Source organism: Streptomyces sp. NPDC058307 (assembly GCF_042880295.1).
Taxonomy (GTDB): Bacteria; Actinomycetota; Actinomycetes; order Streptomycetales; family Streptomycetaceae; genus Streptomyces.
Genome location: NZ_JBHVYZ010000012.1, coordinates 14,728 through 39,776 on the forward strand (window position 1 = coordinate 14,728; position 25,049 = coordinate 39,776).

Here is a 25,049-nt window from a genome sequence, read left to right on the forward strand (position 1 = left end):
GTCGAAGCACAGTCAGCTCTTCAGGAGGTCGGTCATGCCCATCGCGACGGTGAACCCGGCGAACGGCGAGACGCTCAAGACGTACGAGGCCATGGGCGAGGAGGAGATCGAGCGCAGGCTCCAGCTCGCCCAGGCCACGTTCCGCACCTACCGCACCACGTCCTTCGCCGAGCGTGCCGGTCTCCTGAACCGGGCCGCCGAGCTCCTCGACGACGCCACGCAGGACATCGCCAGGGTCATGACCACCGAGATGGGCAAGCCGGTCAAGCAGGCCCGCGCGGAGGCCGCCAAGTGCGCCAAGGCGATGCGCTGGTACGCCGAGCACGCGGAGTCGCTGCTGGCCGACGAGGAGCCCGCCGCGTACGACGTCAAGGACTCCGGGGCCTCCCGCGCCCTGGTCCGCTACCGGCCGCTCGGCCCCGTGCTCGCGGTGATGCCGTGGAACTTCCCGCTGTGGCAGGTGATCCGCTTCGCCGCGCCCGCGCTGATGGCGGGCAACGTCGGCCTGCTCAAGCACGCCTCGAACGTGCCGCAGACCGCCCTGTTCCTGGAGGACCTCTTCCATCAGGCGGGCTTCCCGGAAGGCTGTTTCCAGACCCTGCTCGTCGGGTCCGGCGCGATCGACGACATCCTGCGCGACGAACGCGTCAAGGCGGCCACGCTCACAGGGAGTGAGCCCGCGGGGCGGGCCGTCGCCTCCACCGCCGGGGACATGGTGAAGAAGACCGTCCTTGAGCTCGGCGGCAGCGACCCGTACATCGTCATGCCGTCCGCGGACGTCGACCGGGCCGCCGAGATCGCGGTGACCGCGCGCGTGCAGAACAACGGGCAGTCCTGCATCGCCGCCAAGCGGTTCATCGTGCACACGGACGTCTACGACCGGTTCGCCGAGCGGTTCGTCGAGGGCATGAAGGCCCTCAAGGTCGGCGACCCGCTGGAGGAGGACACCGAGGTCGGGCCGCTCTCCAGCGAGCAGGGACGGACCGACCTGGAGGAACTCGTCGACGACGCCCGGCGCAGCGGGGCGAGCGTGCTGTGCGGCGGGGAGCGGCCCGACGGGCCCGGCTGGTACTACCCGCCGACCGTCGTCGCCGACGTGAACCGCGAGATGCGCATCCACCGCGAGGAGACCTTCGGTCCGGTGGCCACGCTGTACCGGGCGGCCGACCTGGACGAGGCGGTGTTGATCGCCAACGACTCGGCGTTCGGGCTGAGTTCCAACGTGTGGACCCGGGACGAAGCCGAGGTCGACCGGTTCGTACGGGATCTGGAGGCCGGCGGGGTGTTCGTCAACGGGATGACCGCCTCGCATCCGGCGTTCCCGTTCGGCGGGGTGAAGCGGTCCGGGTACGGGCGTGAGCTGTCCGGGCACGGAATCAGGGAGTTCTGCAACATCACGACGGTTTGGCACGGAGCGTGACACTTGCGCGGTTACCATCCCGGGTGTGAACCGCGAAGTGACTCTGCCTCTGATCGTCGACGACCGCGGGACCCTACAGGTGGCCGCGGCCGATGTGAGCAAGCTGCTCCGCAGTCTTGGCGGGCGGTGGTTGCACCTGGTCGAGGCCGGGGCCGACGGGCTGGACGAGGACACGGTCGCCGCCCTGACCATCGAGCTCGCGAAGCTCGCCGACCGGATCGACGTGGCGTGCATCGCGCACAGCAGCGGTGGGACGCCGTAGGAGCTGCGGTCCCGGCTTCGGCCCGCGCTGCGGCCGGGGCGCCCGTGCCCCGGCCCGGCGCCGTCAGCGGATGGACATGCCGGACAGGGTCCGGGCGATGACCAGTCGCTGGATCTCGCTCGTGCCTTCGAAGATGGTGTAGATCGCGGCGTCGCGGTGCATGCGCTCCACCGGGTACTCCCGGGTGTAGCCGTTGCCGCCCAGGATCTGGACCGCCTGCGCCGTGACCTTCTTCGCCGTCTCGCTCGCGAAGAGCTTCGACATCGAGCCCTCGGCGGCGGTGAACTGCTTCCCGTTGATCGCCATCCAGGAGGCACGCCAGACCAGGAGCCGGGCCGCGTCGATGGAGGTGCGCATGTCCGCCAGCTGGAAGGCCACGCCCTGGTTGTCGATGATCGGCCGCCCGAACTGCTCACGGGTCTTGGCGTAGTCGAGGGCGACCTCGTAGGCGGCCCGGGCGGTGCCCACGGCCATCGCGCCGACGGCGGGCCGCGACGCCTCGAACGTGGCCATCGCCGCGTTCTTCACGCGCTCGCCGCCGCTCTTCGCCCGCTCCCGGGCCCGGGCGAGACGCTGGTCGAGCTTCTCCTTGCCGCCGAGGAGGCAGGAGCCGGGCACCCGGACGTTGTCCAGCACGACCTCGGCGGTGTGCGAGGCGCGGATGCCGTGCTTCTTGAACTTCTGGCCCTGGGACAGCCCGGGGGTGTTCGGCGGCACGATGAAGGAGGCGTGGCCCTTGGAGCCGAGCTCCGGGTCGACGACCGCGACGACGACATGGACGTTGGCGATACCGCCGTTGGTCGCCCAGGTCTTGGTGCCGTTGAGCACCCACTCGTCCTTGGCCTCGTCGTAGACGGCACGCGTGCGCATGGAGGCCACGTCGGAACCGGCGTCCGGCTCGGACGAGCAGAACGCGGCGACCTTGACGTCGTTGGCGTCGCCGTACATCTGGGGGATCCAGGTGCCGATCTGCTCCTCGGTGCCGTTGGCGAGGACGCCGACGGCGGCGAGACCGGTGCCCACGATCGACAGGGCGATGCCCGCGTCGCCCCAGAACAGCTCCTCCATCGCCATCGGGATACCGAGCCCGGTGGGGTCGAAGTACTGCTGGGCGTAGAAGTCGAGGGAGTAGATGCCTACCTTCGCGGCCTCCTGGATGACCGGCCAGGGAGTCTCCTCACGCTCGTCCCATTCGGCGGCCGCGGGGCGGATGACGTCGGCGGCGAAGCCGTGCAGCCAGTCCCGGACCTCCTTCTGTTCGTCGTTGAGCTCCATGGTGAACTCGGCCATGTCCCCTCCAGCGGCGACGCACGTGCGTGTTACTTGCGGTAACCCGAGTCTGTTACCCACGGGTAGTAAAAGTCAACTCCCCATGGCCAGTCAGCAGCCTGTTCGATGCCGAGCGCCGGTCGAGTGTTAGTTTGCGCAGGCGTTACCGATTCAGTACGGGTGGGGAGAGCTCATGGACACCACACAGCGGACCGATCAGCAGCGGTCCGCCGACCGCCGCCGGCGCGAACTGCTGGAGGCCGCGGACAGAGTGGTGCTGCGCGACGGCCCGCATGCCTCCATGAACGCCATCGCCGCGGAAGCCGGCATCACCAAGCCGATTCTGTATCGGCACTTCGGTGACAAGGGAGGACTTTACGCTGCGCTTGCCAAGCGGCACACCGACGCCCTCCTGGACTCGCTGCGGGCGGCGCTGGACGCTCCCGCGGACCGGCGTGAGCGGGTCGAGGCCACGTTGGACACGTACCTGGCCGCGATCGAGGCCCGGCCCCAGGTGTACCGGTTCCTGATGCACCCCGCCGAGGGGGGGCAGGTCGGGGAGCAGGGGTTCGATGTCGGTAAGCATTCCGCGCCCTTGCTGCGCAGGATGGGTGAAGAGTTGGGGCAGGTCATCGAGGAACGGCTGGACCTCGGGCCCGGGAGCCAGCTGCTGGCCCGCGTGTGGGGGCACGGGATCGTCGGGATGATGTACGCGGCGGGTGACTGGTGGCTGGGGGAACGGCCTTGCCCGCGGGCGGAGTTGGTGAAGAGTCTGGCGGATCTGCTGTGGGGGCGGCTTGCGGCCGTGAGGGACAAGGTCGGAGGTCCGGGGTTCTGATCGTCGTGTGACGTCTGCGGGGCAGTGGGGGCTGGTCGCGCAGTTCCCCGCGCCCCTAAGTGGGATCAGGCCCCGTGTGCCAAGCGGCTCGCCCAACCTGTCGTAGCAATCGGCCACGGCGCCAACCCTTCACACGGTCCGCGTAGACCCTGCCCTCCAGGTGGTCCATCTCGTGCTGTAGGCATCTCGCGAAGAACCCCGTGCCGTCGATCGTCACGGGCTCGCCCGTCATCGTGAAACCCTCCACGACAGTGTGGTCGTGACGCTCCGTTCCCGCCTCCAGGCCCGGCAACGACAGGCAGCCCTCGGGGCCCCTCAGCACCACACCGTCCGTCTCCACCAGGCGTGGGTTCACCACATGTCCCAGGTGGCGGACCTCCTCGTCGTCCGGGCAGTCGTAGACGAAGACGCGCAACGGCACGCCCACCTGGTTCGCCGCCAGGCCGACTCCCTGCGCCGCGTACATCGTCGCGAACAAGTCCTCCACCAGCGTCGCCAGTTCGGGGCCGAAGTCCGTGACGTCCTCGCAGGGGGTGTGCAACACCGGGGTGCCGAGCAGGGTGACCGCGCGGACGCGCCCCCGCGTGCCCGGAATGGAGCCGTTTCGCATGGCCGCAAGGGTACGGCGATTCGGGAGTGCCTACGGATCTCGATAGGCTGAGGTCCACACCACGTGGCCGGAGGCTGAGGCGCGGCGCGTACGCAAGGAGGATCGAGATCTGATGACAGGCAACTCGGACCCGCTCTCGCCGCGGGCCAAGCTGGCCGTGACGGCGGGCAAGGCCGTCGCGGCGGCATCCCGGGCCGCGGGTCGCGGCAGCGGTTCGGTCATCGGCGGCAAGGTGGCCCTCAAACTCGACCCCGACCTCCTCGCCCGGCTCGCCCAGCACCTGGACGTCGTCCTCGTCTCGGCGACCAACGGAAAGACCACCACCACCCGGTTGATCGCGGAGGCGCTCGGGGCCGCCGGGCCCGTCGTCTCCAACGCCCTCGGCGCCAACATGCCCGCCGGCATCACCTCGGCGCTCGCCGGTGGCTCGGACGCCCGGTACGGCGTCATCGAGGTCGACGAGAAGTACCTCGCCGGCGTGGCCCGGGACACCGACCCCAAGTGCATCGCCCTGCTGAACCTCTCCCGCGACCAGCTCGACCGCGCCGCCGAGACCCGCATGCTCGCCGAGAACTGGCGCGAGGGGCTCGCGGGTTCGAAGGCCGTCGTCGTCGCCAACGCCGACGACCCGCTCGTCGTGTGGGCCGCCTCCTCCTCCCCCAACGTCATCTGGGTCGCCGCAGGCCAGATGTGGAAGGACGACGCCTGGTCCTGCCCGTCCTGCGGTGGCGTGATGCAGCGGCCGGGCGACGACTGGTTCTGCGGCGAGTGCGGGTTCCGTCGGCCCACGCCCAGCTGGGCGCTCTCCGGTGACCATGTGCTCGACCCGCACGGCTCCGCCTGGCCGATCCACCTCCAGCTGCCCGGCCGCGCCAACAAGGCCAACGCCGCCTCCTCCGCCGCCGTCGCCGCCGTCTTCGGTGTGCCGCCGCAGGTCGCCCTGGAACGCATGTACCAGGTCCAGGCCGTGGCCGGACGGTATGACGTGGTCCAGTTCCAGCAGCGCGACCTGCGGCTGCTGCTCGCGAAGAACCCGGCCGGCTGGCTCGAGACGTTCAGCCTGATCGACCCGCCGCCCACCCCGGTGATCCTCTCCGTCAACGCCCGCGGCGCCGACGGCACCGACACCTCCTGGCTGTGGGACGTGGACTACACCCGGCTCACCGGCCACCCGATCTGCGTGATCGGCGACCGGAAGCTGGACCTCGCGGTGCGCCTCGAGGTCGCGAACCAGAACTTCCAGGTCTGCGACAACCTCGACCAGGCCGTGTCGATGAGCCCGCCCGGCCGCATCGAGGTCATCGCGAACTACACCGCCTTCCAGGACCTGCGCCGCCGCGTCGGCAACTGAGACACAGGGGACTTTTGTGAGCGACAACCAACTGCGGATCGTCTGGATCTACCCCGACCTGCTCAGCACCTACGGCGACCAGGGCAACGCCCTCGTCATCGAGCGCCGGGCCCGTCAGCGCGGTCTCGACGTGGCCCGCCTGGACGTGCGCAGCGACCAGCCGATCCCGACCTCCGGCGACATCTACCTGATCGGCGGCGGCGAGGACCGGCCCCAGCGGCTGGCGGCCGAGCGGCTGCGCCGGGACGGCGGTCTGCACCGGGCCGTCGGCAACGGCGCCATCGTCTTCTCGGTGTGCGCCGGCTACCAGATCCTCGGCCACGAGTTCATCAACGATCTCGGCCAGCGCGAGCCCGGCCTCGGCCTGCTCGACGTGGTCTCCGTGCGCGGTGAGGGCGAGCGGTGCGTCGGTGACGTGCTCGCCGACATCGACCAGCGCCTCGGCCTGCCCCCGCTGACCGGCTTCGAGAACCACCAGGGCGTCACCCACCTCGGCCCCACCGCCCGCCCCTTCGCCAACGTCCGCCTCGGCAAGGGCAACGGCACCGGGGACGGTACGGAGGGGGCGTACAACGACACGGTCTTCGGTACGTACATGCACGGACCCGTGCTGGCGCGGAACCCGCAGATCGCGGACCTGCTGCTCAAGCTGGCCCTCGACGTGAACGCACTGCCGCCCACCGACGACCGCTGGTACGAGGCCCTGCGCAACGAGCGCATCACGGCCGCTCAGCAGCCCGCCTGACCGGAAGTTCACCTGGGTTCCAGGCGTTTGTCACCGGCCCGTCTGACGAGAAGTCCGCACAGGTGAGCGGGGCCGTCCAGCAGGCGGACGCGTTCTTCGGCCCCGCCCCCTCCTGCCGTTAGGGTGGCGGGGTTCGAGCCGGACAGCGTGGTCCGGACCCGTGCCACGTCCCCTCGCTGAGAAGGTTCCCGCGGCTATGCGCATTGGTGTCCTCACGTCCGGCGGCGACTGCCCCGGCCTGAACGCCGTCATCCGGTCCGTCGTGCACCGTGCCGTCGCCGACCACGGCGACGAGGTCATCGGCTTCCGGGACGGCTGGAAGGGCCTCCTGGAGTGCGACTACCTCAAGCTCGACCTCGACGCGGTGGGCGGCATCCTGGCCCGCGGCGGCACGATCCTCGGCTCCTCCCGCGTCCAGCCCTCGCATCTGCGGGACGGCGTGGAGCGGGCCAGGGGGCATGTCGAGGAGCTCGGACTCGACGCGATCATCCCCATCGGCGGTGAGGGCACGCTCAAGGCGGCCCGGCTGATGTCGGACGCCGGTCTGCCGATCGTGGGCGTGCCGAAGACCATCGACAACGACATCGCGGTCACGGACGTCACCTTCGGGTTCGACACGGCCGTCGGTGTCGCGACCGAGGCCCTCGACCGGCTGAAGACCACCGCCGAGTCCCACCAGCGGGTGCTCGTCGTCGAGGTCATGGGACGGCACACCGGGTGGATAGCGCTGCACTCCGGGATGGCGGCCGGCGCGCACGCCATCGTCGTACCGGAGCGTCCCTTCGACATCGAGGAGCTGGCCCGGCGGGTCGGCGAGCGGTTCGAGGCGGGAAAGCGGTTCGCGATCGTCGTCGCCGCCGAGGGGGCCAAGCCGGCCCCCGGCTCCATGGCCTTCGACGAGGGCGCCAAGGACATCTACGGCCACGAGCGCTTCGCCGGGATCGCCCGCCAGCTGTCGATCGAGCTGGAGCAGCGGCTGGGGAAGGAAGCCCGGCCGGTCATCCTCGGTCATGTGCAGCGCGGCGGTACCCCGACCGCGTACGACAGGGTGCTGGCCACCCGGTTCGGCTGGCACGCGGTGGAGGCCGTGCACCGTGGGGAGTTCGGCCACATGACCGCTCTGCGGGGGACCGACATCGTGATGGTGCCGCTCGCGGAGGCGGTCGAGACGTTGAAGACGGTGCCGGAGGACCGGTACGCCGAGGCGGAGTGCGTGCTGTAGGCCGCAGCGCGGTGGTGGGCCCCGGTCCCGGAGGTGACCGGGGGCGGTCTTAGTCTGGGTCCGGACAGACTTGCACAACCCCCACGAATCAGGAGCCGCCGCGATGGACCACAGCGGGCACGGCATGACGCACGATCTGCCGCCGTTCACGCTGGGACGAGGGCTTCAGTGGTCGACCGACCCCTTCTTCCTCGTCGCCTGCCTCCTCGCCCTCGGTCTGTACGTGTGGGGAGTCGTGCGGCTGCGGCGACGGGGCGACTCGTGGTCCGTGGCGCGGACCGTCTCCTACGTGGTCGGTGTGCTCACCATCGCGCTGATGATGTGCACCGGGCTGAACGACTACGGAATGGTCATGTTCAGCGTGCACATGGTGCAGCACATGGTGATCAGCATGCTGTCGCCGATCCTCATCCTGCTCGGTGCCCCGGTCACCCTGGCTCTGCGGGCGCTGCCCGTCGCGGGCCGGGGGCGCAAGGGGCCCCGTGAGCTGCTGCTCGCGCTGCTGCACAGCCGGTACATGCGGATCATCACGCATCCGGCGTTCACCATCCCACTGTTCATCGCGAGCCTGTACGGCCTCTATTTCACGCCGATCTTCGACTTCCTGATGGGGTCGAAGACCGGACACATCGCGATGATGGTGCACTTCCTCGCCGTCGGTGTCGTCTTCTTCTGGCCGATCATCGGCGTCGACCCGGGGCCGCAGCGGCCCGGGTATCTGATGCGGATGCTGGAGCTGTTCGCGGGGATGCCGTTCCACGCGTTCTTCGGCATCGCGCTGATGATGGCGTCCGAGCCCATGGTGGAGACGTTCAAGAACCCGCCCGCCTCGCTCGGCATCGACGCGCTCTCCGACCAGAACTACGCCGGCGGTATCGCCTGGGCGTTCAGCGAGATTCCGTCCGTACTCGTCCTGATCGCACTGTTGTTCCAGTGGTACGGCTCCGAACAGCGGCAGGCCAAGCGCACGGACCGGGCCGCCGACCGGGACGGCGACAAGGAGCTCGAGGCGTACAACGCCTATTTGGCCTCATTGAGCACCCGCGAGCAGTGAAAGGCTTCGCCTTTCCGAAGCATTCAGTAGCATGAAGCGCGTTGGGGGAACCGCCGGGGGGAGCGGTCATGGCACTTCGCGCATTTATGCACAGGGTCATCTTGCTCGCGATTTTCTCGCTGCTGCTGAGCGGCTGCGAGAAGGGAAATCCGCTGACGGTGGTCAAGGCGGCCGCCGTCGGTGTGCCCTCGCTCGCACCGTTCTTCGAGGAGAACAGCGGCCTGGGCAGGGACGCCGCGGCCGTGCGGTCACAGCCCGTCCAGGGAAGTCTCCAGCAGGGGGACACGCCCGGCCTGTACGGCGGCAGCAAGCAGCCGACCATCTGTGACGTCGCCAAACTCGAACGATTCCTCACCGATCCCAGGAATCACAAAAAGGCGCAGGCGTGGGCCGAGGTACTGAACATCGGCACGGACCGGATACCGGAATATCTGCATCGACTCACACCGGTTCTGTTGCGTCACGACACTCTCGTCGAGAACCACGACTACAAGAAGGAAAATGCCGTCCCGTACAACTCCTTGCTGCAGGCGGGAATCGCGATTCTCGTCGATGAACAAGGGCTTCCGGCTGTGAAGTGCTCGTGCGGAAATCCGCTCCGGCCCTTCAAGGGTGACACCGGCAGGATTTCCGTCCAGTTCGAGGACGGCAACAAGAAGTGGGCGGGATACGAGCGGGAGTCGGTGGTGGCCGTGAAGCCCGCGCCGCGGAAACTGGAACGGGTCGCTCTCGTGGACGTCCGGGAACCAGCCCGCGGCATCAACCGTCCGGTCGGCACCACCGGTGAGAAGGACAGCACCTTCAACGCCGGGATGCGGCGCACGGTGCCGGACCTCGCCGGGAGGAGCTTCGCCCAGGCCGGCCGGGAGCTGATCGGCGCCGGGCTGGCGGCCGGGTACGCCGGGCAGGAGTCTCCGCCGGGCGGCGCGAAGGTCACGGCGACCGATCCGCCCGCGGGGACGGAGTTGCCGTTCGGGCGGTACGTGCTGCTGACCGTGGCCGGGGGCGGCACGAGTGGCTCCGACGGGGGGACCGGGCCGACGACCACTCCCCCGCCACCGTCGACCGGGCCCAGGACACCGCCGTCCAGCGGCCGGGCCGGGGTGTCCTCCTCGCCCCCTCCGTCATCGTCGCCTCCGTCCTCGTCGAGCGGCAGGCCCAGGGGGTCGTCATCGTCGCCGCCGCCGCCATCGGCGAGTACGGCTCCCGTCTCGCCGTCGCCCGAGAAGTCGAGCAGCTGGCCGAGCCCACCGTCCTCGACCAGCTCACCGCCGACCGGCTCACCGCTCACCAGCAGCGCGCCGCCCCCTCCTCCGCCGTCGACACCGCCTCCTCCGTCAACGGCCAGCGCACCCGTCACCAGCCGGCCGGCGACCAGCGAACCCGCGACATCGCAGCCCGCCACCAGCCAGCCCGCCACCAGTGAGCCGGCGACCAGTGAGCCCGCCGGCGACGGGCCGAGCGCCACCGTCGCCACGTAGCGTCCCGCAGAACCGGGGAGTCACCGGATGCCTTCAGGATCACCGACGTCGGGAGTGGGCCGGGTCATCGCCGACCGGTATCTGCTGCTGCACCCGCTCGGCAGCGGCGGCATGGGCCATGTGTGGCTCGCCCACGACCAGAGACTCGCCTGCGAGGTCGCACTCAAGGAGATCCTGTTCCGGGACCCGGTGGAGGCGGTCGAGCGGGAGGCCCGGGTGGCGCGGGCCCGCGCGGAGGCCCGGCACGCGGCGGGACTGCGCGGCCACCCGCACGTGGTGACCGTGCACGACGTGCTGGAGCACGACGGGCTGCCGTGGATCGTCATGGAGTACGTGGCGGACGCCGTGGACCTGCGCGACCTGGTCGACTCCCGCGGACCGCTCGCCCCGGCGGAGTGCGCCCGCGTCGGCCTCGCCGTGCTGGACGCGCTGACCGCCGGGCACCAGCGGGGCGTGATGCACCGGGACGTGAAGCCGGCGAACATCCTGCTGGCGCCGGACCGCGCGGGATCGCCGTACGGACGCGTCCTGCTCACCGACTACGGCATCTCGGTGCAGCCGGACGCCGGGGAGACCCGGTACACGCTGGCGTCGGTGCTGGTGGGCACGGCGGGCTATCTGGCGCCGGAGCGGGCCACGGGCGGCACGCCCACCCCGGCCGCCGACCTGTTCTCCCTGGGCTGCACGCTGTACCACGCGGTAGAGGGGGTGGGTCCCTTCGAGCGGGACTCGCATCTGGCCGAGGTGACCGCGGTGGTCATGGAGGAGCCGCGGCCCGCGGTGCGCGCCGGTGCGCTGGGTCCCGTACTGCAGGCGCTGCTCGCGAAGGACCCCGGGCGGCGGCTGTCGGCGGCGGAGGCGGAGGCCGCGCTGTCACGGATCGTGACGCCGCAGCCCGAGCCGTACGTCCGGACGCAGACCGACCTCGGTTCCCAGCCGCCCTGGGCGGGAGTGCAGGTGCCGTCGCCCGGGCCCCCTTCGAACGGACAAGGGCTCACACCTCCGTCGCCGCAGGGCGGCCGTCGGCGGCGGGAGCGCTCGCACGCCCTGCGGGCCGTCCTCGCCTGTGGTCTCGGGCTGCTGCTGGCCCTGGGCGGTGTGTGGTACGCCATGGCCGACCGGTCCCCGGACGGCGGGAGCGGTCAGCAGGGTTCGGGGCAGCCGTACGGCGAGACGGTCGGGCTGACGAAGCCGCTGCGGGACGGCGACTGTGTGATCGCCGACTGGCCGGGGGCGGAGCGGTTCCGGGGGACGCCCCGGCTGCGGCTGGATCCCACCTGTGGCACGGTCCCCGACGGTCAGGTGGTGGCGTTCGCCGCGGCCAACTCGGCGGACGAGGCGCGGCGGACGGGGTCTGCGCAGTGCGAGGAGCGGACGCGGGAGGTCCGGGAGCGGCTCATGGACGTCCGCAGCCAGGCCGTCGTACCGACCGACGGGGGGTTCGCGGCCGCGGGACGGCGTACCGCGTGTCTGGTGCTGGGCGGGAACGGGCCGGTGTACGGGCCGATCGGTGCCCGTCGCAGGCTGGGCTCGGGGTTCGCGGACACGGCGACCATGCAGCGGCGGGACTGTCTGGACGTGCGCACCAACCGGGACGCGCGGCTGGTCTCCTGCAAGGGCTCCCACGACGAGGAGGTGCTCGGATTCACCCGACTGGACCCCGACGTCACACTGTCCGAGGCGCGGACCGATTCGGACACCGCGTGCGCGCGTGACGTGCCGCCGGCCGACTACGGCTTCGATCCGTCCGTGTACACGGCGGGCTCCTGGACCAGCCAGGGCCCCTGGAAGAACGGCACACATTTCGTCGTGTGCACTGTCCGCAGGCAGAACGGGGGCACCATGGAGGGGGACGAATCCTGAGGAGGGTGTTGCGATGCCCGGTAGCGGTTCCACGGATGGCTCGACCCGGACGATGGGGGTGCTCACCGTCGGCGGTCTCGTCGCGGTGACCGCCTACACGGTGGCGCTCGGCAGCAACGGCTGGCTGTGGTTCGGCTGGGTCGTGCTGGGACTGATCACTCTCGGCATGGTGGCCACCAGCAGTACCTGACCATCAGCCGTCGGTGAGACGGCCCGCCGAGTGCACGCCCGGCTGGTACTTGGGCAGCCGGGCGGTGATCTTCATGCCGGCGCCGACGGCCGTCTCGATGACGAGGCCGTAGGAGTCGCCGTACACCTGGCGGAGCCGGTCGTCGACGTTGGACAGTCCGATGCCGCCCGAGGGGCTGACCTCGCCGGCGAGGATACGGCGGAGCAGGACCGGGTCCATTCCGGCGCCGTCGTCCTCGATGACGACGAGGGCCTCGGCGCCGGTGTCCTGGGCGGTGATCTGGAGCCGGCACGTGTCGGTCTTGCCCTCCAGGCCGTGCTTGATGGCGTTCTCGACGAGCGGTTGCAGGCACAGGAACGGCAGGGCGACCGGCAGTACCTCCGGGGCGATCTGGAGGGTGACGGAGAGGCGGTCGCCGAAGCGTGCCCTGACGAGCGCCAAGTAGTGGTCGATGGCGTGGAGTTCCTCGGCGAGGGTGGTGAAGTCGCCGTGCCTGCGGAACGAGTAGCGGGTGAAGTCGGCGAATTCGAGGAGCAGTTCGCGGGCGCGTTCGGGGTCGGTGCGGACGAAGCTGGCGATTACCGCTAGCGAGTTGAAGATGAAGTGCGGGGAGATCTGGGCCCGAAGTGCCTTGATCTCGGCCTCGATCAGGCGGGTCCGGGACTGGTCCAGGTCGGCCAACTCGAGTTGGACGCTGACCCACCGGGCGACCTCCCCGGCCGCGCGGACCAGGACGGCGGATTCGCGGGGCGCGCAGGCGACCAGGGCGCCATGGACGCGGTCGTCGACGGTCAGCGGGGCGACGACCGCCCAGCGGACCGGGCAGTCGGGTGTGTCGCAGGTGAGCGGGAAGGCCTCGCCGCGGCCGGTCTCCAGCGGGCCCGCGAGGCGTTCCATGATCTCGGTGCGGTGGTGACCGCCCACGCCGTCCCAGACCAGGACCTGTTTCTGGTCGGTGAGGCACAGCGCGTCCGTGCCGAGCAGCGAGCGCAGTCTGCGGGCCGCCTTGCGGGCGGTCTCCTCCGTCAGTCCCGCCCGCAGCGGGGGCGCGGCCAGGGAGGCGGTGTGCAGGGTCTCGAAGGTGGCGTGTTCGACGGGGGTGCCGAGGCCGCCGAGGGTCTGCGGTCGGGCCGTGCGCCGGCCGAGCCAGAAGCCGGCGGCCAGCAGCGGGAGGATCGCCACGCACAGCCCGGCCAGGAATCCGCTCATGCCACCACCTGCCTCATGCCTTGGCCCGCCTCATGCCTTTGCTCGTCTCATGCCTTTGCCCGCCTCATGCCTTTACCTCCGCCCGGAGTTCCTCCGCCCGCAGTTCCTCCGGCAGGTGGAAGCGGGCCAGGATCGCCGCCGTGCCCGCCGGTACCCGGCTCGCGGTGGCCAGGGACACCAGCACCATGGTGAGGAAGCCGAGCGGCACCGACCAGAGCGCGGGCCAGGCGAGCAGGGCGTGCTGCGGGCCGCCGGCCGGGAAGCCGGCCATGGTCGCGGCCACGGCGAGGAACGCGGAGCCGCCGCCGACCAGCATGCCCGCGGCGGCGCCGGGCGGGGTCAGCCGCCGCCACCAGATGCCGAGCACGAGCAGCGGGCAGAACGAGGACGCGGAGACGGCGAAGGCGAGTCCGACCGCGTCGGCGACGGGCAGTCCGCCGACCAGGACGCTCGCGGCCAGCGGGACGCACATCGCGAGGACCGTGCCGAGCCGGAAGTGCCGTACGCCGCGCGAGGGCAGGACGTCCTGGGTGAGCACGCCGGCCACGGCCATGGTGAGTCCGGAGGCCGTGGACAGGAACGCGGCGAAGGCGCCGCCCGCCACCAGCGCGCCCAGCAGGTCGCCGCCGAGGCCGCCGATCATCCGCTCGGGGAGCAGCAGGACGGCGGCGTCGGCGTTGCCGGTGAGGGTGAGTTCGGGCGCGTACAGGCGGCCGAGGGCGCCGTAGATCGGGGGCAGGAGGTAGAAGCAGCCGATCAGGCCGAGGACGGCGACCGTGGTGCGCCGGGCGGCGACGCCGTGCGGGCTGGTGTAGAAGCGCACGACGACGTGCGGCAGGCCCATGGTGCCGAGGAAGGTGGCGAGGATCAGTCCGTACGTGGCGTACAGGGGCCGGTCCTCGCGGCCCGCCGCCAGGGAGGTCGACATGCCGTCGCTGGTGCCGCGGTCGGCGGCGGGGACGGTGGTGCCCTTGGCGAAGGTGAGGCGGGTGCCCTGTTCGATGTGGTGGGTGCCGGTGGGCAGTTGGAGCCTCTGGTCGGTGTGGCGGCGGCCGTCGACCGTGCCGGTGACCGTGACGGTCAGGGGGCGCTCCAGCGTGAGGTCGAGGGTGGAGCCGACGCGGACCACCCGCTGTTCGCGGAAGGTCGCCGGTTCCTCGAAGGCGTGGCTGGGGGCGCCGTCGCCCTGCCAGGCGAGGATGAGGAAGAGGGCGGGGACGAGCAGGGCGGTGAGTTTGAGCCAGTACTGGAATGCCTGCACGAAGGTGATGCTGCGCATGCCGCCCGCGGCGACGGTGGCGACCACGACGGCCGCGACGATGACTCCGCCGAGCCACTGGGGAGCCCCGGTCAGCACGGTCAAGGTCAGCCCGGCGCCCTGGAGTTGGGGCAGCAGGTAGAGCCAGCCGACGCCGACGACGAAGGCGCCCGCGAGCCGTCGTACGGCCTGTGAGGCGAGCCGGGCCTCGGCGAAGTCGGGCAGGGTGTAGGCGCCGGAGCGGCGCAGCGGGGCGGCGACGAACAGGAGCAGGACGAGATAGCCGGCCGTGTAGCCGACCGGGTACCAGAGCATGTCGGGGCCCTGGACGAGGACCAGGCCCGCGATGCCGAGGAAGGACGCGGCGGAGAGGTACTCGCCGCTGATGGCGGCCGCGTTGAGGCGGGGGCCGACGGTGCGGGAGGCGACGTAGAAGTCGGAGGTGGTGCGGGAGATGCGCAGGCCGAAGGCGCCTACGAGCACGGTGGCGACCACGACGAGCGCCACGGCGGGGACCGAGTAGCTGGAGTTCATCGGTCCTCGACCAGGCGCACGAAGTCCCGTTCGTTGCGCTCCGCGCGGCGCACGTACCAGCGGGCCAGCAGGACCATCGGGACGTAGAGGCCGAAGCCGAGGGCGGCCCATTCGAGGCGGTGGGCGTCCGGCATGGCCGCGAAGAGCAGCGGGAGCGGTCCGATGAGCAGTCCGAGGAAGGCGAACACCGCGAGGGCGGCCCGCAGTTGGGTGCGCATCAGGGAGCGGACGTAGGTGTGGCCGAGGGTGGTCTGTTCGTCGATCTCGGTGCGCGGCCGGTAGTACCCGGAGGCGGGGCGGCCGCGTCGGGGCGGCCCGGTGACGACGACCCGGCGCTCCACGGGGTCCTGGGGCATGGCTACGGCCTCCTCATCAGCAGGTCCCGCAGCTCGCGCGTGTGCCGGCGGCTGACCTGGAGCTCCTCGCCGCCGACGAGGACGCTCACCGTGCCCGCGTCCAGGCGGAGTTCGCCGACGTGGCGCAGGGCGACGAGATGGCGGCGGTGGATGCGGACGAACCCTCGGGAGCGCCAGCGTTCCTCCAGCGTGGACAGCGGGATCCGGACGAGGTGGCTGCCCCTGTCGGTGTGCAGGCGGGCGTAGTCGCCCTGGGCCTCGACGTGGGTGATGTCGTCGACGGCCACGAAGCGGGTCACGCCGCCGAGTTCGACGGGTATGTGGTCGGGGTCGGGTTCGTGCACGGGTATGCGGGGCGCGGCGTCGAGGCGTTCGGCGGCGCGGCGGACGGCTTCGGCGAGGCGTTCCTTGCGGACCGGTTTGAGGACGTAGTCGACGGCCTTGAGGTCGAAGGCCTGGACGGCGAAGTCCTCGTGGGCGGTGACGAAGACGACCAGCGGCGGCTTGGCGAAGCCGGTCAGCAGCCGGGCGAGGTCGAGGCCGTCAAGGCCCGGCATGTTGATGTCGAGGAAGACGACGTCGATCGCCTCGGGTCCGTCCGGCCCGGACTCCAGCGCGCGGTTGATGCGGCGCAGCGCCTCGGTGGCGTCACCGGCGCCCTCGACACTGCCGATCCGGGGGTCGGCGCTCAGCAGGTAGAGCAGTTCCTCCAGCGAGGGGCGTTCGTCGTCGACAGCCAGGGCGCGCAGCATGACCCCGGAGTCTAGGAGTAATTCGTACGACTGGACACGTGCCGAGATACGGGCGCCCCCGCTGGATACAGTGCCGACATGAACAGCAGGACCGTCTCCTTCGACGAGCTGGACCGGAAGATCATCACCGCGCTGATGGCGAACGCGCGGACGTCCTTCGCGGAGATCGGTTCGGCGATCGGGCTGTCGTCCACGGCGGTGAAGCGACGCGTGGACCGGCTGCGGGAGACCGGGGTGATCACCGGGTTCACCGCCACGGTGGAGCCGTCGGCGCTGGGCTGGCGCACGGAGGCGTACGTCGAGGTGTACTGCGAGGGCGCGGCCCCGCCGCGGCGGCTCGCGGAGGTGGTCCGCAACCATCCGGAGATCACCGCGGCGATGACGGTGACCGGGGGCGCGGACGCACTGCTGCACGTGCGGGCGCGGGACGTGGAGCACTTCGAGGAGGTGCTGGAGCGCATCCGCGTGGAGCCGTTCATCCGGAAGACGATCAGTGTGATGGTGCTGTCCCATCTCATCCCGGAAAGCCCCGAGGCGGGCGCGACCCACGCCGCTCCCGAATAAACATCCGGGGGCGCAGCACTCGTGCGTCATGTCCGTCGAATACGCAGCGTTTCTGCGCGGACACGCAATCCCTGTTCCTTGTCGGGCGTGACCGTCACTTTCTACCGTGGTGTCAACCCCAGTCGACACCGCAGGAAGCGGAGGAACCCCTCTGTGTCCGACCCCCGTGTGCCGCGCCGGCGGCGATTCCTCGTCTGCGAACCCAGACACTTCGCCGTGCAGTACGCGATCAATCCCTGGATGCATCCCGACACCCATGTCGACGTGGACCTCGCGCAGGAGCAGTGGCGGACGCTGATCCGCGCCTACGAGGACCACGGGCACGGCATCGACGCCGTGGAGCCGGTCCCCGGTCTCCCGGACATGGTCTTCGCGGCGAACTCGGCGGTCGTCGTCGGCGGCCGTGTCTTCGGTTCCCTCTTCCACGCGCCGCAGCGGCGCCCCGAGTCCACGCACTACGACCTGTGGTTCAAGAAGGCGGGCTACGACGTCCGGCGCCCCGGGTCGGTCTGCGAGGGCGAGGGCGATCTCGTGTGGACGGGCCGGTACGTGCTGGCCGGCACCGGGTTCCGCACGACCCGGGAGGCGCACCGTGAGGTCCAGGAGTTCTTCGGGCACCCGGTGATCAGCCTGACGCTGGTGGATCCGCACTTCTACCACCTGGACACCGCGCTGTTCGTCCTCGACGACTCCGAGGGCGGCAACAACATCGTGTACTACCCGGAGGCCTTTTCGCCGGGCAGCCGCGCGGTACTCGCACAGCTGTACCCGGACGCGGTGCTCGCGACCCGCGACGACGCGACGGCGTTCGGCCTGAACTCCGTGTCCGACGGCCGGCACGTCTTCATCGCCCCGCAGGCCGAGGCCCTCGCCCTGCGCCTCGACGACCACGGCTATGTCCCCGTCCCCGTCGACCTCTCCGAGTTCCACAAGGCCGGCGGCGGCATCAAGTGCTGCACCCAGGAGATCCGCTCATGACCGCACCCGTAGGCACGCGTTCCTCCGCCGATCTCATCAGCGCCGAGGAACCGGTCCTCGCGCACAACTACCACCCGTTGCCCGTGGTCGTCGCCCGGGCCGAGGGCAGCTGGGTCGAGGACGTGGAGGGCCGCCGCTACCTCGACATGCTGGCCGGGTACTCCGCCCTCAACTTCGGCCACCGCCACCCGGCACTGGTCGAGGCCGCGCACCGGCAGCTGGACCGCCTGACGCTGACCTCCCGGGCCTTCCACAACGACCGCCTCGCCGAGTTCGCGGAGCGCCTGGCCGAGCTGACCGGCCTGGACATGGTGCTGCCCATGAACACCGGCGCGGAGGCGGTGGAGAGCGGCATCAAGGTGGCCCGCAAGTGGGCGTACGAGGTCAAGGGCGTCCCGGCCGACCGGGCGACGATCGTGGTGGCGGCGGAGAACTTCCACGGCCGGACGACGACGATCGTGTCGTTCTCCACCGACGAGACGGCGAGGGCGGGCTTCGGCCCCTTCACCCCGGGCTTCCGGATCGTGCCGTACAACGACCTCGCGGCGCTGGAGGCGGCCATCGACGAGACGACGGCCGCGGTGCTCCTGGAACCCATCCAGGGCGAGGCGGGCGTGGTCATCCCGGACGACGGCTATCTGACCGGCGTCCGCGAGCTCACCCGCCGCAAGGGGTGCCTGTTCGTCGCGGACGAGATCCAGTCGGGCCTCGGCCGCACGGGCCGCACCCTTGCCGTCGAGCACGAGGGGGTCGTCCCCGACGTCCTGCTCCTGGGCAAGGCCCTGGGCGGCGGCATCGTCCCGGTCTCCGCGGTGGTCGCCCGCCGTGACGTCCTCGGCGTACTGCGCCCGGGCGAACACGGCTCGACCTTCGGAGGCAACCCCCTGGCGGCAGCGGTAGGTACGGCGGTGATCGAGCTCCTGGAGACGGGCGAGTTCCAGCGCCGGGCGGCCGAGCTGGGCACGGTCCTGCGCGACGGCCTGGCGGACCTGGTCGGCAAGGGCGTCGTCGGCTTCCGGGCCCGGGGTCTGTGGGCCGGCGTCGACATCGACCCGTCCCTCGGCACGGGCCGCGAGGTGAGCAGGCTGCTGATGGACGGGGGCGTCCTGGTCAAGGACACCCACGGCTCCACGATCCGCCTGGCACCCCCGCTGACGATCACTGCGGAGGAACTGGTGTCGGCACTGGGAGTGCTGGAAAGGGTACTGAGGCGGTAGGTTCACCCGCTTCTCCCCGGCCGCGCGGTCCACCACACCGGGTGAAGATGTGACGAAGAGGTGATAGACCACTCTCAGCGACAGAGAGGTCGGCCGTGGGCGCTCAGGAGGAGCACGACACCGCGCGGCACCGGTTCGACGTGGCCGATGCCGCACCTCTGCTGCTCGACGCCCACGGCACGGTGACGGGCTGGACCAGGGACGCCGAGCGCCTGCTGGACTACCCCGCCACCGAAGCCGTCGGACGGAGCGTCGCGAGCCTTCTCGCCCCCGAGGACGCCCGTCGGCTGCCGGAGATCACCGCGCGCTGCCGGACCGACGGCAGCTGGGCGGGGCTGCTGACCGCCCTGCACAAACACGGCCGGCCGGTCCCGGTCATGGTCCGGATCGCGGTGGCCGAGAACTCCCGCAACCCAGACCGCTCGGAACGCTGGCTGGTCCTGCTCTCCGAGATGGCGCAGGCGCCCGGCTGGGACATGAGCCGCCGCGTCCTGGAACAGATGGTCACCCGGTCCCCCATCGGCATCGCGATCGTGGACACGGACCTGCGCTGCGTGTGGTCCAACCCGGCGCTGGAGCAGTTCGGCAGCGCCCCGGCCCAGCGGCGTCTGGGACTGCGGTTCGCGGAGATCCAGCCGGGTCTGGACGCCGAGGCGATAGAGGCTCAGATGCGGCGCGTGCTGGAGACCGGTGAGCCGATCGTGGAGTACGAGCACGTCGGCCGGGTCCGCTCCGCCCCGCACCGCGAGACCGCGCACACGATGTCGTTCACCCGGATCGACGACGACCGGGGCCACCCGATGGGCGTCTACTACACGGTCGTCGACATCACCGAGCGGCACCGGGCCCGGCAGCGCCTCGCCCTCCTCGACCGGGCCGGCGAGTACATCGGCCGCAGCCTGGACATCCGGCGCACCGCGCAGGAGCTGGCCGACGTGGCCGTACCGGCGCTCGCCGACTACCTGACCGTGGACCTGCTGGAGTCGGTGCTGCGGGGAGCGGAGCCCACCGCGGACGTGACGCTGCTGCGGGCCGGGCAGCAGTCGGTGAACGAGGGCGTCCCCGAGGCCGTCGTGGAGGTCGGCGAGGTGGCCGCCTACCGGCCAGGGTCGCCCCCGCTGCGGTGTCTGGCCGAGGGCACGCCCTGGCGGGAGGAGCGACTGGACCCGCTGGCCGCGGAGTGGGCGACCGGGATACCGGGCGACCGCCGGGCGACCTTCCTGGAGCTGGGTCTGCACAGCGTGCTGGTCGTGCCGATCCGCGCGCGGGGCGTCACCCTGGGCGTGGCCACCTTCTTCCGCCGGCGCCGCCAGGAACCCTTCGACGAGGACGACCTGAACCTCGCCGAGGACCTCGTCTCCCGGGCCGCCGTCTGTGTGGACAACGCCTGGCGCTACACCCGTGAGCGCGAGGCCGCGCTCGTCCTGCAGCGCAGTCTGCTCCCCCACCGGCTGCCCGAGCAGGACGCCGTGGAGGTGACCGCCTGCTACCGCCCCGCCGACGAGCTGACCGGCCTGGGCGGGGACTGGTACGACCTCATCCCGCTCTCCGGCGCACGGGTGGCCCTCGTGGTCGGCGAGGCGCCCGGGCACGGGATCGGCGCCGCCGCGGCGATGGGCCGGCTGCGGACCGCCGTACGGACGCTGGCGGCGCTGGACCTGCCGCCCGAGGAGGTGCTGGGCCATCTGGACGACCTGGTCGCCCGCGCGGCGCGCGAGGAGGGGGCGGGGCCGGAGACGGAGGACACCGACAGCGCCCTCGGCTCGGGATGCGTGTACGTCGTCTACGACCCGGTCGACGGGCAGTGCACGATGGCCGCCGCCGGCCACCCCGGGCCCGCCGTGATCCTGCCCGACGGCACGGTCGCCTTCGTGGACCTTCCGCAGGGTCCCTCGCTCGGCGTCGGCGGTCCGCCCTTCGAGTCGGTCGAGGTGGCCCTGGCGGAGGGCAGCACCCTGGCGCTGCACACCGACGGACTGCTCGCCCACGGTGAGGGGTGGGCCGCGGACGCGGGCCGCAATCGGCTGCGCCAGGCCCTGGAGAAGTCCACGTCCCCGCTCGACCTGCACTGCCGATCCGTGGTCGACGCCCTGGCCCCGGACCGGCCGCACGACGACGTGGCCCTGCTCATGGCCCGCACCCGGTTGCTGGGCCCCGACCAGGTCGCGGACTGGGACGTGCCCGTCGATCCGGCCCGGGTCGCCGAGGCCCGCAAGACGGCGTCCCGGCAGCTGACGGAGTGGGGCCTGGAGGAGTTCGCCTTCACCACGGAGCTGGTCGTCAGCGAACTGGTCACCAACGCCATCCGGTACGCCGTCGGCCCGATCCGGCTCCGGCTGATCCGTGAGCGGTCCCTGATCTGCGAGGTGTTCGACAGCGGGGACACCGCGCCCCATCTGCGCCATCCGCGCACCACCGACGAGGGCGGCCGCGGGCTGCTGCTGGTCTCCCAGTTCGCCCGGCGCTGGGGCACCCGGTTCGTACCCGACGGAAAGATCATCTGGGCCGAGCAGTCCCTCGCGGATCCACCGGACTGACGGCCGAACCCCGCATACCGTGGGAAAATGGTGCGATCCCGGCAGGGAGGCGGCAGCCATGAGCGACATACCCAGCGACACCGACTCCATCGACTACCCAGCCGTGTTCCAGGCCCTGCCAGGCATGGTCGCCCTCCTCACGCCCGACCTGGTGTACGCGGACGTCAACGAGGAGTTCCTGCGCACGACCGGGCGCCGGCGCGAACAGGTCGTGGGCCACTATCTCTTCGACGTCTTCCCGGACAACCCGAACGAACCCGCGTCGACCGGCATGCGCAATCTGGCCGCCTCCCTGCGCCGGGTGCTGGAGACCGGGGAACGCGACTCCATGGCCGTCCAGCGCTAGGACGTGGAGGCGCCGGGCCGGCCGGGGGCGTGGGAGGAGCGCTACTGGAGCCCCTGCAACGCGCCGGTGCTCGACACCGACGGCAAGGTCCTGCTGCTCGTGCACCGGGTCGAGGAGGTCACCGAGCTGATCCGGGCCCGCGGCGGTCCGAGCGCCGGCCAGGATCGCGTCCTGGAGGCCGAGCTGTACACCCGCGCCCGTGAACTCCAGGAGGTCAACGACCGCCTGCGGCAGGCCCACGCCCGTGACCGCGAGGTCGCCCTCGCCCTTCAGGAAGCCATGCTGCCCACCGGCAGGCAGACGTTGCACCCGAGGGCCGCCGTGCGCTACCGGCCGGCGGTCGGCGCGCTGCACGTGTGCGGGGACTGGTACGACCTGGTCGACCTGGTGGGCGGCCACCGCGTCGGTGTCTCGGTCGGTGACGTGGTGGGCCACGGTCTCGCGGCCGCCGGGGTGATGGGCCAGCTGCGCAGTGCCCTGAGCGCCGCCTCCCGGGTCGCCGCGGGACCCGGTCAGGCCCTGGACGTCCTTGGCCGGTACGCCCATGTCGTCGACGGCGCCGAGTCCGCCACGGCGGTCACCACCTTCATCGACCTCGACCACCGCACCCTCACCTACAGCAGCGCGGGGCACCCTCCGCCGATGCTGGTGCACCCCGACGGACGGGTGGAGTACCTGGACAAGGCGACCGACCCGCCGCTCGACGCCCGTCCCGACCCGATGCCCCGGCCGCAGGCCTCGACCACCTTCACCAGCGGCGCCACCCTCGCGCTGTACACCGACGGCCTGGTGGAGCGGCGCCGCGAGGACATCGACACGGGGCTCGCCCGGCTCGCCGACTCCCTCGCCCGGCACCGCGAGGACGACCCCGAGACCCTCGCCGACGCGGTCCTGCTGGAGCTGCTCCCGCCCGGCGGCGCCACGGACGACACGGCGTTGGTGATCGTACGGCTGTGAACAGGCCAAGGTCCGGTGAGACCTCTCCTCGTCCTGTTCCGGGCGTCGCCGCCTGCGCCTACACTGGCAGCCCCGCCTCACGCCGGTTGACCAGCCAGAACGCGGAGTTGAGCCGTCCGCCCGACCGAGGAGCGCCCCCTCTTGTTCTACTACCTGCTCAAATACGTGCTGTTGGGGCCGTTGCTGAGACTGGTCTTCCGGCCCCGAATAGAGGGTCTGGAGCACATCCCGGAGTCGGGTGCGGCCATCGTCGCCGGGAACCACCTGTCCTTCTCGGACCACTTCCTGATGCCCGCGGTGCTCAAGCGGCGCATCACCTTCCTGGCGAAGGCCGAGTACTTCACCGGCCCCGGCGTCAAGGGCCGGCTGACCGCCTTCTTCTTCCGCAGCGCCGGGCAGATCCCGGTCGACCGCTCCGGCAAGGAAGCGGGTCAGGCCGCCATCCGCGAGGGTCTCGGCGTGCTGAGCAAGGACGAACTGCTCGGCATCTACCCGGAGGGCACCCGCTCCCACGACGGCCGCCTCTACAAGGGCAAGGTCGGCGTCGCGGTGATGGCGCTCAAGGCGCAGGTCCCGGTCATCCCCTGCGCGATGATCGGCACCTTCGAGGCCCAGCCGCCCGGCAAGGTCATCCCCAACGTCCATCCCGTGGTGATCCGCTTCGGCAAGCCGCTGGACTTCTCCCGCTACGCCGGGATGGAGAACGAGAAGGCGATCCTGCGGGCCATCACCGACGAGATCATGTACGCCATCCTGAAGCTGTCCGGCCAGGAGTACGTCGACCAGTACGCGGCCGTGGTGAAGGCCGAGGAGACCGCTGCGGCCAAGGAGCGCAAGTTCCCGCGGCTGCCGCTGGGTTGAGGTCTGCCGTCGGCAGAACCCCTGGAGGACGAGCGGGTGATCGCCGTACGGTCGCCGCATGACACGACGTGCTGTGGTGGTCGGAGCGACGGGACAGATCGGGCGGGTGGCCGTGGGCGCGCTGGCCCGGGACGGCTGGGAGGTGACGGCCGTCTCCCGGGGCGGCGGCCTGGACGAGAGCTGGCCCGCCGAGGTCCGTACCGCGCGGGCCGACCGGGCGGACGAGACCGCGCTGGCCGCCGCCGTGGGCGAGGGCTGCGAGGTCCTGGTGGACATGGTCGCCTACGGCCCCGCCCACGCACGGCAGTTGGTGTCGCTGGCCGACCGTGTGGGCTCGGCCGTGGTGATCTCCAGCGTCTCGGTGTACGAGGACGACAAGGGCCGGAGCTTCGACACCCAGGACGAGCCGGACGGCTTCCCGGAGTATCCGGTGCCCGTGACCGAGGACCAGCGGACCGTCACGCCGGGCGACACCTCGTACAGCACCCGCAAGGCGGGGCTCGAGCGTGAACTCCTCGCGGCCGGGGAGCAGTTGCCCACCACGCTGCTACGGGCCGGCGCGATCCACGGACCGCACTGCCTGACGCCGCGTGAGCTGTACTTCGTCAAGCGCAACCTGGACGGCCGGTCCCGGCGCGTCCTGCCCTTCGGCGGCAAGAGCCGCTTCCACACCGCGAGCGTCCACAACATCGCGGAGCTGATCCGGCTCGCAGCTGCGAAGCCGGGCACCAGGGCCCTGAACGCCGTCGATCCGGACGCCCCGACGGTGGCGGAGATCGCCGGCGCGATCGACGCCGTCATGGGCGTGCAGACCGAGACGGTCCTGCTGGACGGGCCACCGCCGTCGTCGGCCGTGGGCGAGACCCCGTGGTCGGTGCCGGTGCCGGTCGTCTGCGACATGTCCGCCGCGGAACGGGAGTTGGGCTACCGCGCGGTGGTGCGGTACGCGGACCGGCTGCCGGAGACCGTCGCCTGGATCGAGGCGCGCCTGGCTGGACGGGACTGGCGGGAGGCGTACCCGAAGATGTTCCAGGCCTACGGCGACCTCTTCGACTACGCGGCGGAGGACGCGTATCTCGACTCGCTCGGCGCATGAGGATCGGTGGATGAGGATCGGTGCATGCACTTCGGCGTGTGAGAAAAGGCGGCCGGTGGCTCCGGCCGCCTTGTCCCGT

General features: G+C 71.2%; 22 protein-coding genes and 1 pseudogene. 17 read left to right on the top strand and 6 right to left on the bottom strand.

The annotated features are described in order from the left end of the window. Positions 1–34: 34 nt before the first annotated feature. Together ACFVYN_RS11410 and ACFVYN_RS11415 are read left to right on the top strand one after the other, a co-directional pair. Complete coding sequence (locus ACFVYN_RS11410) at positions 35–1,420, top strand: NADP-dependent succinic semialdehyde dehydrogenase (RefSeq protein WP_389995906.1); 1,386 nt, start codon at positions 35–37, stop codon at positions 1,418–1,420. 25 nt (positions 1,421–1,445) lie between these two features. Next, entirely contained in the window at positions 1,446–1,682 is a 237-nt protein-coding gene (locus ACFVYN_RS11415) for a DUF6213 family protein (RefSeq protein ID WP_389995909.1), read from the top strand. Positions 1,683–1,745: 63 nt separating this feature from the next. Here ACFVYN_RS11415 and ACFVYN_RS11420 read toward each other — a convergent pair whose 3' ends face one another. After that, positions 1,746–2,972 (bottom strand): acyl-CoA dehydrogenase family protein, encoded by a 1,227-nt coding sequence (locus tag ACFVYN_RS11420; RefSeq protein WP_352386923.1) that lies wholly within the window; start codon positions 2,970–2,972, stop codon positions 1,746–1,748. Positions 2,973–3,144: 172 nt separating this feature from the next. Between ACFVYN_RS11420 and ACFVYN_RS11425 the strand changes: the two genes are divergently transcribed. Further along, positions 3,145–3,789 carry a TetR family transcriptional regulator gene (locus ACFVYN_RS11425; protein WP_389995912.1) on the top strand — a complete coding sequence of 215 codons (645 nt, stop codon included), beginning with the start codon at positions 3,145–3,147 and terminating at the stop codon, positions 3,787–3,789. 55 nt (positions 3,790–3,844) lie between these two features. Here the strand turns inward: ACFVYN_RS11425 and def are convergent, their stop codons facing one another. Further along, on the bottom strand, positions 3,845–4,399 hold the full coding sequence (gene def, locus ACFVYN_RS11430) for a peptide deformylase (protein ID WP_389995915.1): 555 nt from the start codon (positions 4,397–4,399) through the stop codon (positions 3,845–3,847). A 112-nt stretch (positions 4,400–4,511) separates the two neighbouring features. On the opposite strand from def, the gene ACFVYN_RS11435 reads away from it, so the two are divergent. The 7 genes from ACFVYN_RS11435 (at position 4,512) to ACFVYN_RS11465 (ending at position 12,305) form a co-directional block, all read left to right on the top strand. Further along, positions 4,512–5,750 (top strand): MurT ligase domain-containing protein, encoded by a 1,239-nt coding sequence (locus tag ACFVYN_RS11435; RefSeq protein WP_352386929.1) that lies wholly within the window; start codon positions 4,512–4,514, stop codon positions 5,748–5,750. 16 nt (positions 5,751–5,766) lie between these two features. Next, entirely contained in the window at positions 5,767–6,495 is a 729-nt protein-coding gene (locus ACFVYN_RS11440) for a glutamine amidotransferase (protein WP_352386931.1), read from the top strand. Positions 6,496–6,691: 196 nt separating this feature from the next. Further along, on the top strand, positions 6,692–7,717 hold the full coding sequence (locus tag ACFVYN_RS11445) for a 6-phosphofructokinase (protein ID WP_389995917.1): 1,026 nt from the start codon (positions 6,692–6,694) through the stop codon (positions 7,715–7,717). A 103-nt stretch (positions 7,718–7,820) separates the two neighbouring features. Further along, entirely contained in the window at positions 7,821–8,771 is a 951-nt protein-coding gene (locus tag ACFVYN_RS11450) for a cytochrome c oxidase assembly protein (protein ID WP_389995919.1), read from the top strand. Positions 8,772–8,872: 101 nt separating this feature from the next. Further along, complete coding sequence (locus tag ACFVYN_RS11455) at positions 8,873–10,252, top strand: DUF6777 domain-containing protein (protein WP_389995921.1); 1,380 nt, start codon at positions 8,873–8,875, stop codon at positions 10,250–10,252. A 27-nt stretch (positions 10,253–10,279) separates the two neighbouring features. Next, the gene (locus ACFVYN_RS11460; RefSeq protein ID WP_389995923.1) at positions 10,280–12,115 is read left to right on the top strand and encodes a septum formation family protein; all 1,836 of its coding nucleotides are present in this window, start codon (positions 10,280–10,282) and stop codon (positions 12,113–12,115) included. Positions 12,116–12,128: 13 nt separating this feature from the next. Beyond that, positions 12,129–12,305: a hypothetical protein gene (locus ACFVYN_RS11465; protein ID WP_389995925.1), complete on the top strand. Its 177-nt coding sequence runs from the start codon at positions 12,129–12,131 to the stop codon at positions 12,303–12,305. A gap of 3 nt (positions 12,306–12,308) precedes the next feature. Here ACFVYN_RS11465 and ACFVYN_RS11470 read toward each other — a convergent pair whose 3' ends face one another. The 4 genes from ACFVYN_RS11470 to ACFVYN_RS11485 all read right to left on the bottom strand — a co-directional run bounded on the left by ACFVYN_RS11470 (position 12,309) and on the right by ACFVYN_RS11485 (position 16,414). Then, positions 12,309–13,514, bottom strand: a complete 1,206-nt coding sequence (locus ACFVYN_RS11470; RefSeq protein WP_389995927.1) for a sensor histidine kinase — start codon at positions 13,512–13,514, stop codon at positions 12,309–12,311. Positions 13,515–13,578: 64 nt separating this feature from the next. Beyond that, positions 13,579–15,306, bottom strand: coding sequence for a cation acetate symporter (locus ACFVYN_RS11475; RefSeq protein WP_389995929.1), 1,728 nt, complete (start codon positions 15,304–15,306; stop codon positions 13,579–13,581). Further along, positions 15,303–15,662, bottom strand: a complete 360-nt coding sequence (locus ACFVYN_RS11480) for a hypothetical protein (protein ID WP_389995931.1) — start codon at positions 15,660–15,662, stop codon at positions 15,303–15,305. The genes ACFVYN_RS11475 and ACFVYN_RS11480 overlap by 4 nt, the downstream gene beginning before the upstream one ends. 2 nt (positions 15,663–15,664) lie before the next feature. Next, on the bottom strand, positions 15,665–16,414 hold the full coding sequence (locus ACFVYN_RS11485; protein ID WP_389995933.1) for a LytR/AlgR family response regulator transcription factor: 750 nt from the start codon (positions 16,412–16,414) through the stop codon (positions 15,665–15,667). Positions 16,415–16,492: 78 nt separating this feature from the next. Between ACFVYN_RS11485 and ACFVYN_RS11490 the strand changes: the two genes are divergently transcribed. The 7 genes and pseudogenes from ACFVYN_RS11490 to ACFVYN_RS11520 all read left to right on the top strand — a co-directional run bounded on the left by ACFVYN_RS11490 (position 16,493) and on the right by ACFVYN_RS11520 (position 24,970). Further along, positions 16,493–16,978, top strand: coding sequence for an Lrp/AsnC family transcriptional regulator (locus tag ACFVYN_RS11490; RefSeq protein WP_389995936.1), 486 nt, complete (start codon positions 16,493–16,495; stop codon positions 16,976–16,978). Between the two features lie 153 nt (positions 16,979–17,131). Beyond that, positions 17,132–17,956 carry a dimethylargininase gene (ddaH, locus tag ACFVYN_RS11495; protein ID WP_389995938.1) on the top strand — a complete coding sequence of 275 codons (825 nt, stop codon included), beginning with the start codon at positions 17,132–17,134 and terminating at the stop codon, positions 17,954–17,956. Next, positions 17,953–19,173, top strand: a complete 1,221-nt coding sequence (gene rocD / locus ACFVYN_RS11500) for an ornithine--oxo-acid transaminase (RefSeq protein ID WP_389995941.1) — start codon at positions 17,953–17,955, stop codon at positions 19,171–19,173. Before ddaH ends, rocD begins: the two co-directional genes overlap by 4 nt. A 95-nt stretch (positions 19,174–19,268) precedes the next feature. After that, positions 19,269–21,710 carry a SpoIIE family protein phosphatase gene (locus ACFVYN_RS11505; protein WP_389995944.1) on the top strand — a complete coding sequence of 814 codons (2,442 nt, stop codon included), beginning with the start codon at positions 19,269–19,271 and terminating at the stop codon, positions 21,708–21,710. A 58-nt stretch (positions 21,711–21,768) separates the two neighbouring features. Next, positions 21,769–23,013 (top strand): annotated as a pseudogene (locus tag ACFVYN_RS11510) (PP2C family protein-serine/threonine phosphatase). A gap of 141 nt (positions 23,014–23,154) precedes the next feature. Continuing rightward, positions 23,155–23,874: a lysophospholipid acyltransferase family protein gene (locus ACFVYN_RS11515; protein ID WP_389995947.1), complete on the top strand. Its 720-nt coding sequence runs from the start codon at positions 23,155–23,157 to the stop codon at positions 23,872–23,874. A 73-nt stretch (positions 23,875–23,947) separates the two neighbouring features. After that, complete coding sequence (locus ACFVYN_RS11520; RefSeq protein ID WP_389996235.1) at positions 23,948–24,970, top strand: NAD-dependent epimerase/dehydratase family protein; 1,023 nt, start codon at positions 23,948–23,950, stop codon at positions 24,968–24,970. Positions 24,971–25,049: the final 79 nt, after the last annotated feature.

Excerpts from the sequence above, each read along its gene's own strand:
- ACFVYN_RS11410 (WP_389995906.1), top strand. The coding sequence starts at position 35 with ATGCCCATCGCGACGGTGAACCCGGCGAACGGCGAGACGCTCAAGACG.
- ACFVYN_RS11420 (WP_352386923.1), bottom strand. The coding sequence starts at position 2,972 with ATGGCCGAGTTCACCATGGAGCTCAACGACGAACAGAAGGAGGTCCGG.
- ACFVYN_RS11425 (WP_389995912.1), top strand. The coding sequence starts at position 3,145 with ATGGACACCACACAGCGGACCGATCAGCAGCGGTCCGCCGACCGCCGC.
- def (WP_389995915.1), bottom strand. The coding sequence starts at position 4,399 with ATGCGAAACGGCTCCATTCCGGGCACGCGGGGGCGCGTCCGCGCGGTC.
- ACFVYN_RS11435 (WP_352386929.1), top strand. The coding sequence starts at position 4,512 with ATGACAGGCAACTCGGACCCGCTCTCGCCGCGGGCCAAGCTGGCCGTG.
- ACFVYN_RS11445 (WP_389995917.1), top strand. The coding sequence starts at position 6,692 with ATGCGCATTGGTGTCCTCACGTCCGGCGGCGACTGCCCCGGCCTGAAC.
- ACFVYN_RS11450 (WP_389995919.1), top strand. The coding sequence starts at position 7,821 with ATGGACCACAGCGGGCACGGCATGACGCACGATCTGCCGCCGTTCACG.
- ACFVYN_RS11460 (WP_389995923.1), top strand. The coding sequence starts at position 10,280 with ATGCCTTCAGGATCACCGACGTCGGGAGTGGGCCGGGTCATCGCCGAC.
- ACFVYN_RS11465 (WP_389995925.1), top strand. The coding sequence starts at position 12,129 with ATGCCCGGTAGCGGTTCCACGGATGGCTCGACCCGGACGATGGGGGTG.
- ACFVYN_RS11470 (WP_389995927.1), bottom strand. The coding sequence starts at position 13,514 with ATGAGCGGATTCCTGGCCGGGCTGTGCGTGGCGATCCTCCCGCTGCTG.
- ACFVYN_RS11475 (WP_389995929.1), bottom strand. The coding sequence starts at position 15,306 with ATGAACTCCAGCTACTCGGTCCCCGCCGTGGCGCTCGTCGTGGTCGCC.
- ACFVYN_RS11480 (WP_389995931.1), bottom strand. The coding sequence starts at position 15,662 with ATGCCCCAGGACCCCGTGGAGCGCCGGGTCGTCGTCACCGGGCCGCCC.
- ACFVYN_RS11485 (WP_389995933.1), bottom strand. The coding sequence starts at position 16,414 with ATGCTGCGCGCCCTGGCTGTCGACGACGAACGCCCCTCGCTGGAGGAA.
- ACFVYN_RS11490 (WP_389995936.1), top strand. The coding sequence starts at position 16,493 with ATGAACAGCAGGACCGTCTCCTTCGACGAGCTGGACCGGAAGATCATC.
- rocD (WP_389995941.1), top strand. The coding sequence starts at position 17,953 with ATGACCGCACCCGTAGGCACGCGTTCCTCCGCCGATCTCATCAGCGCC.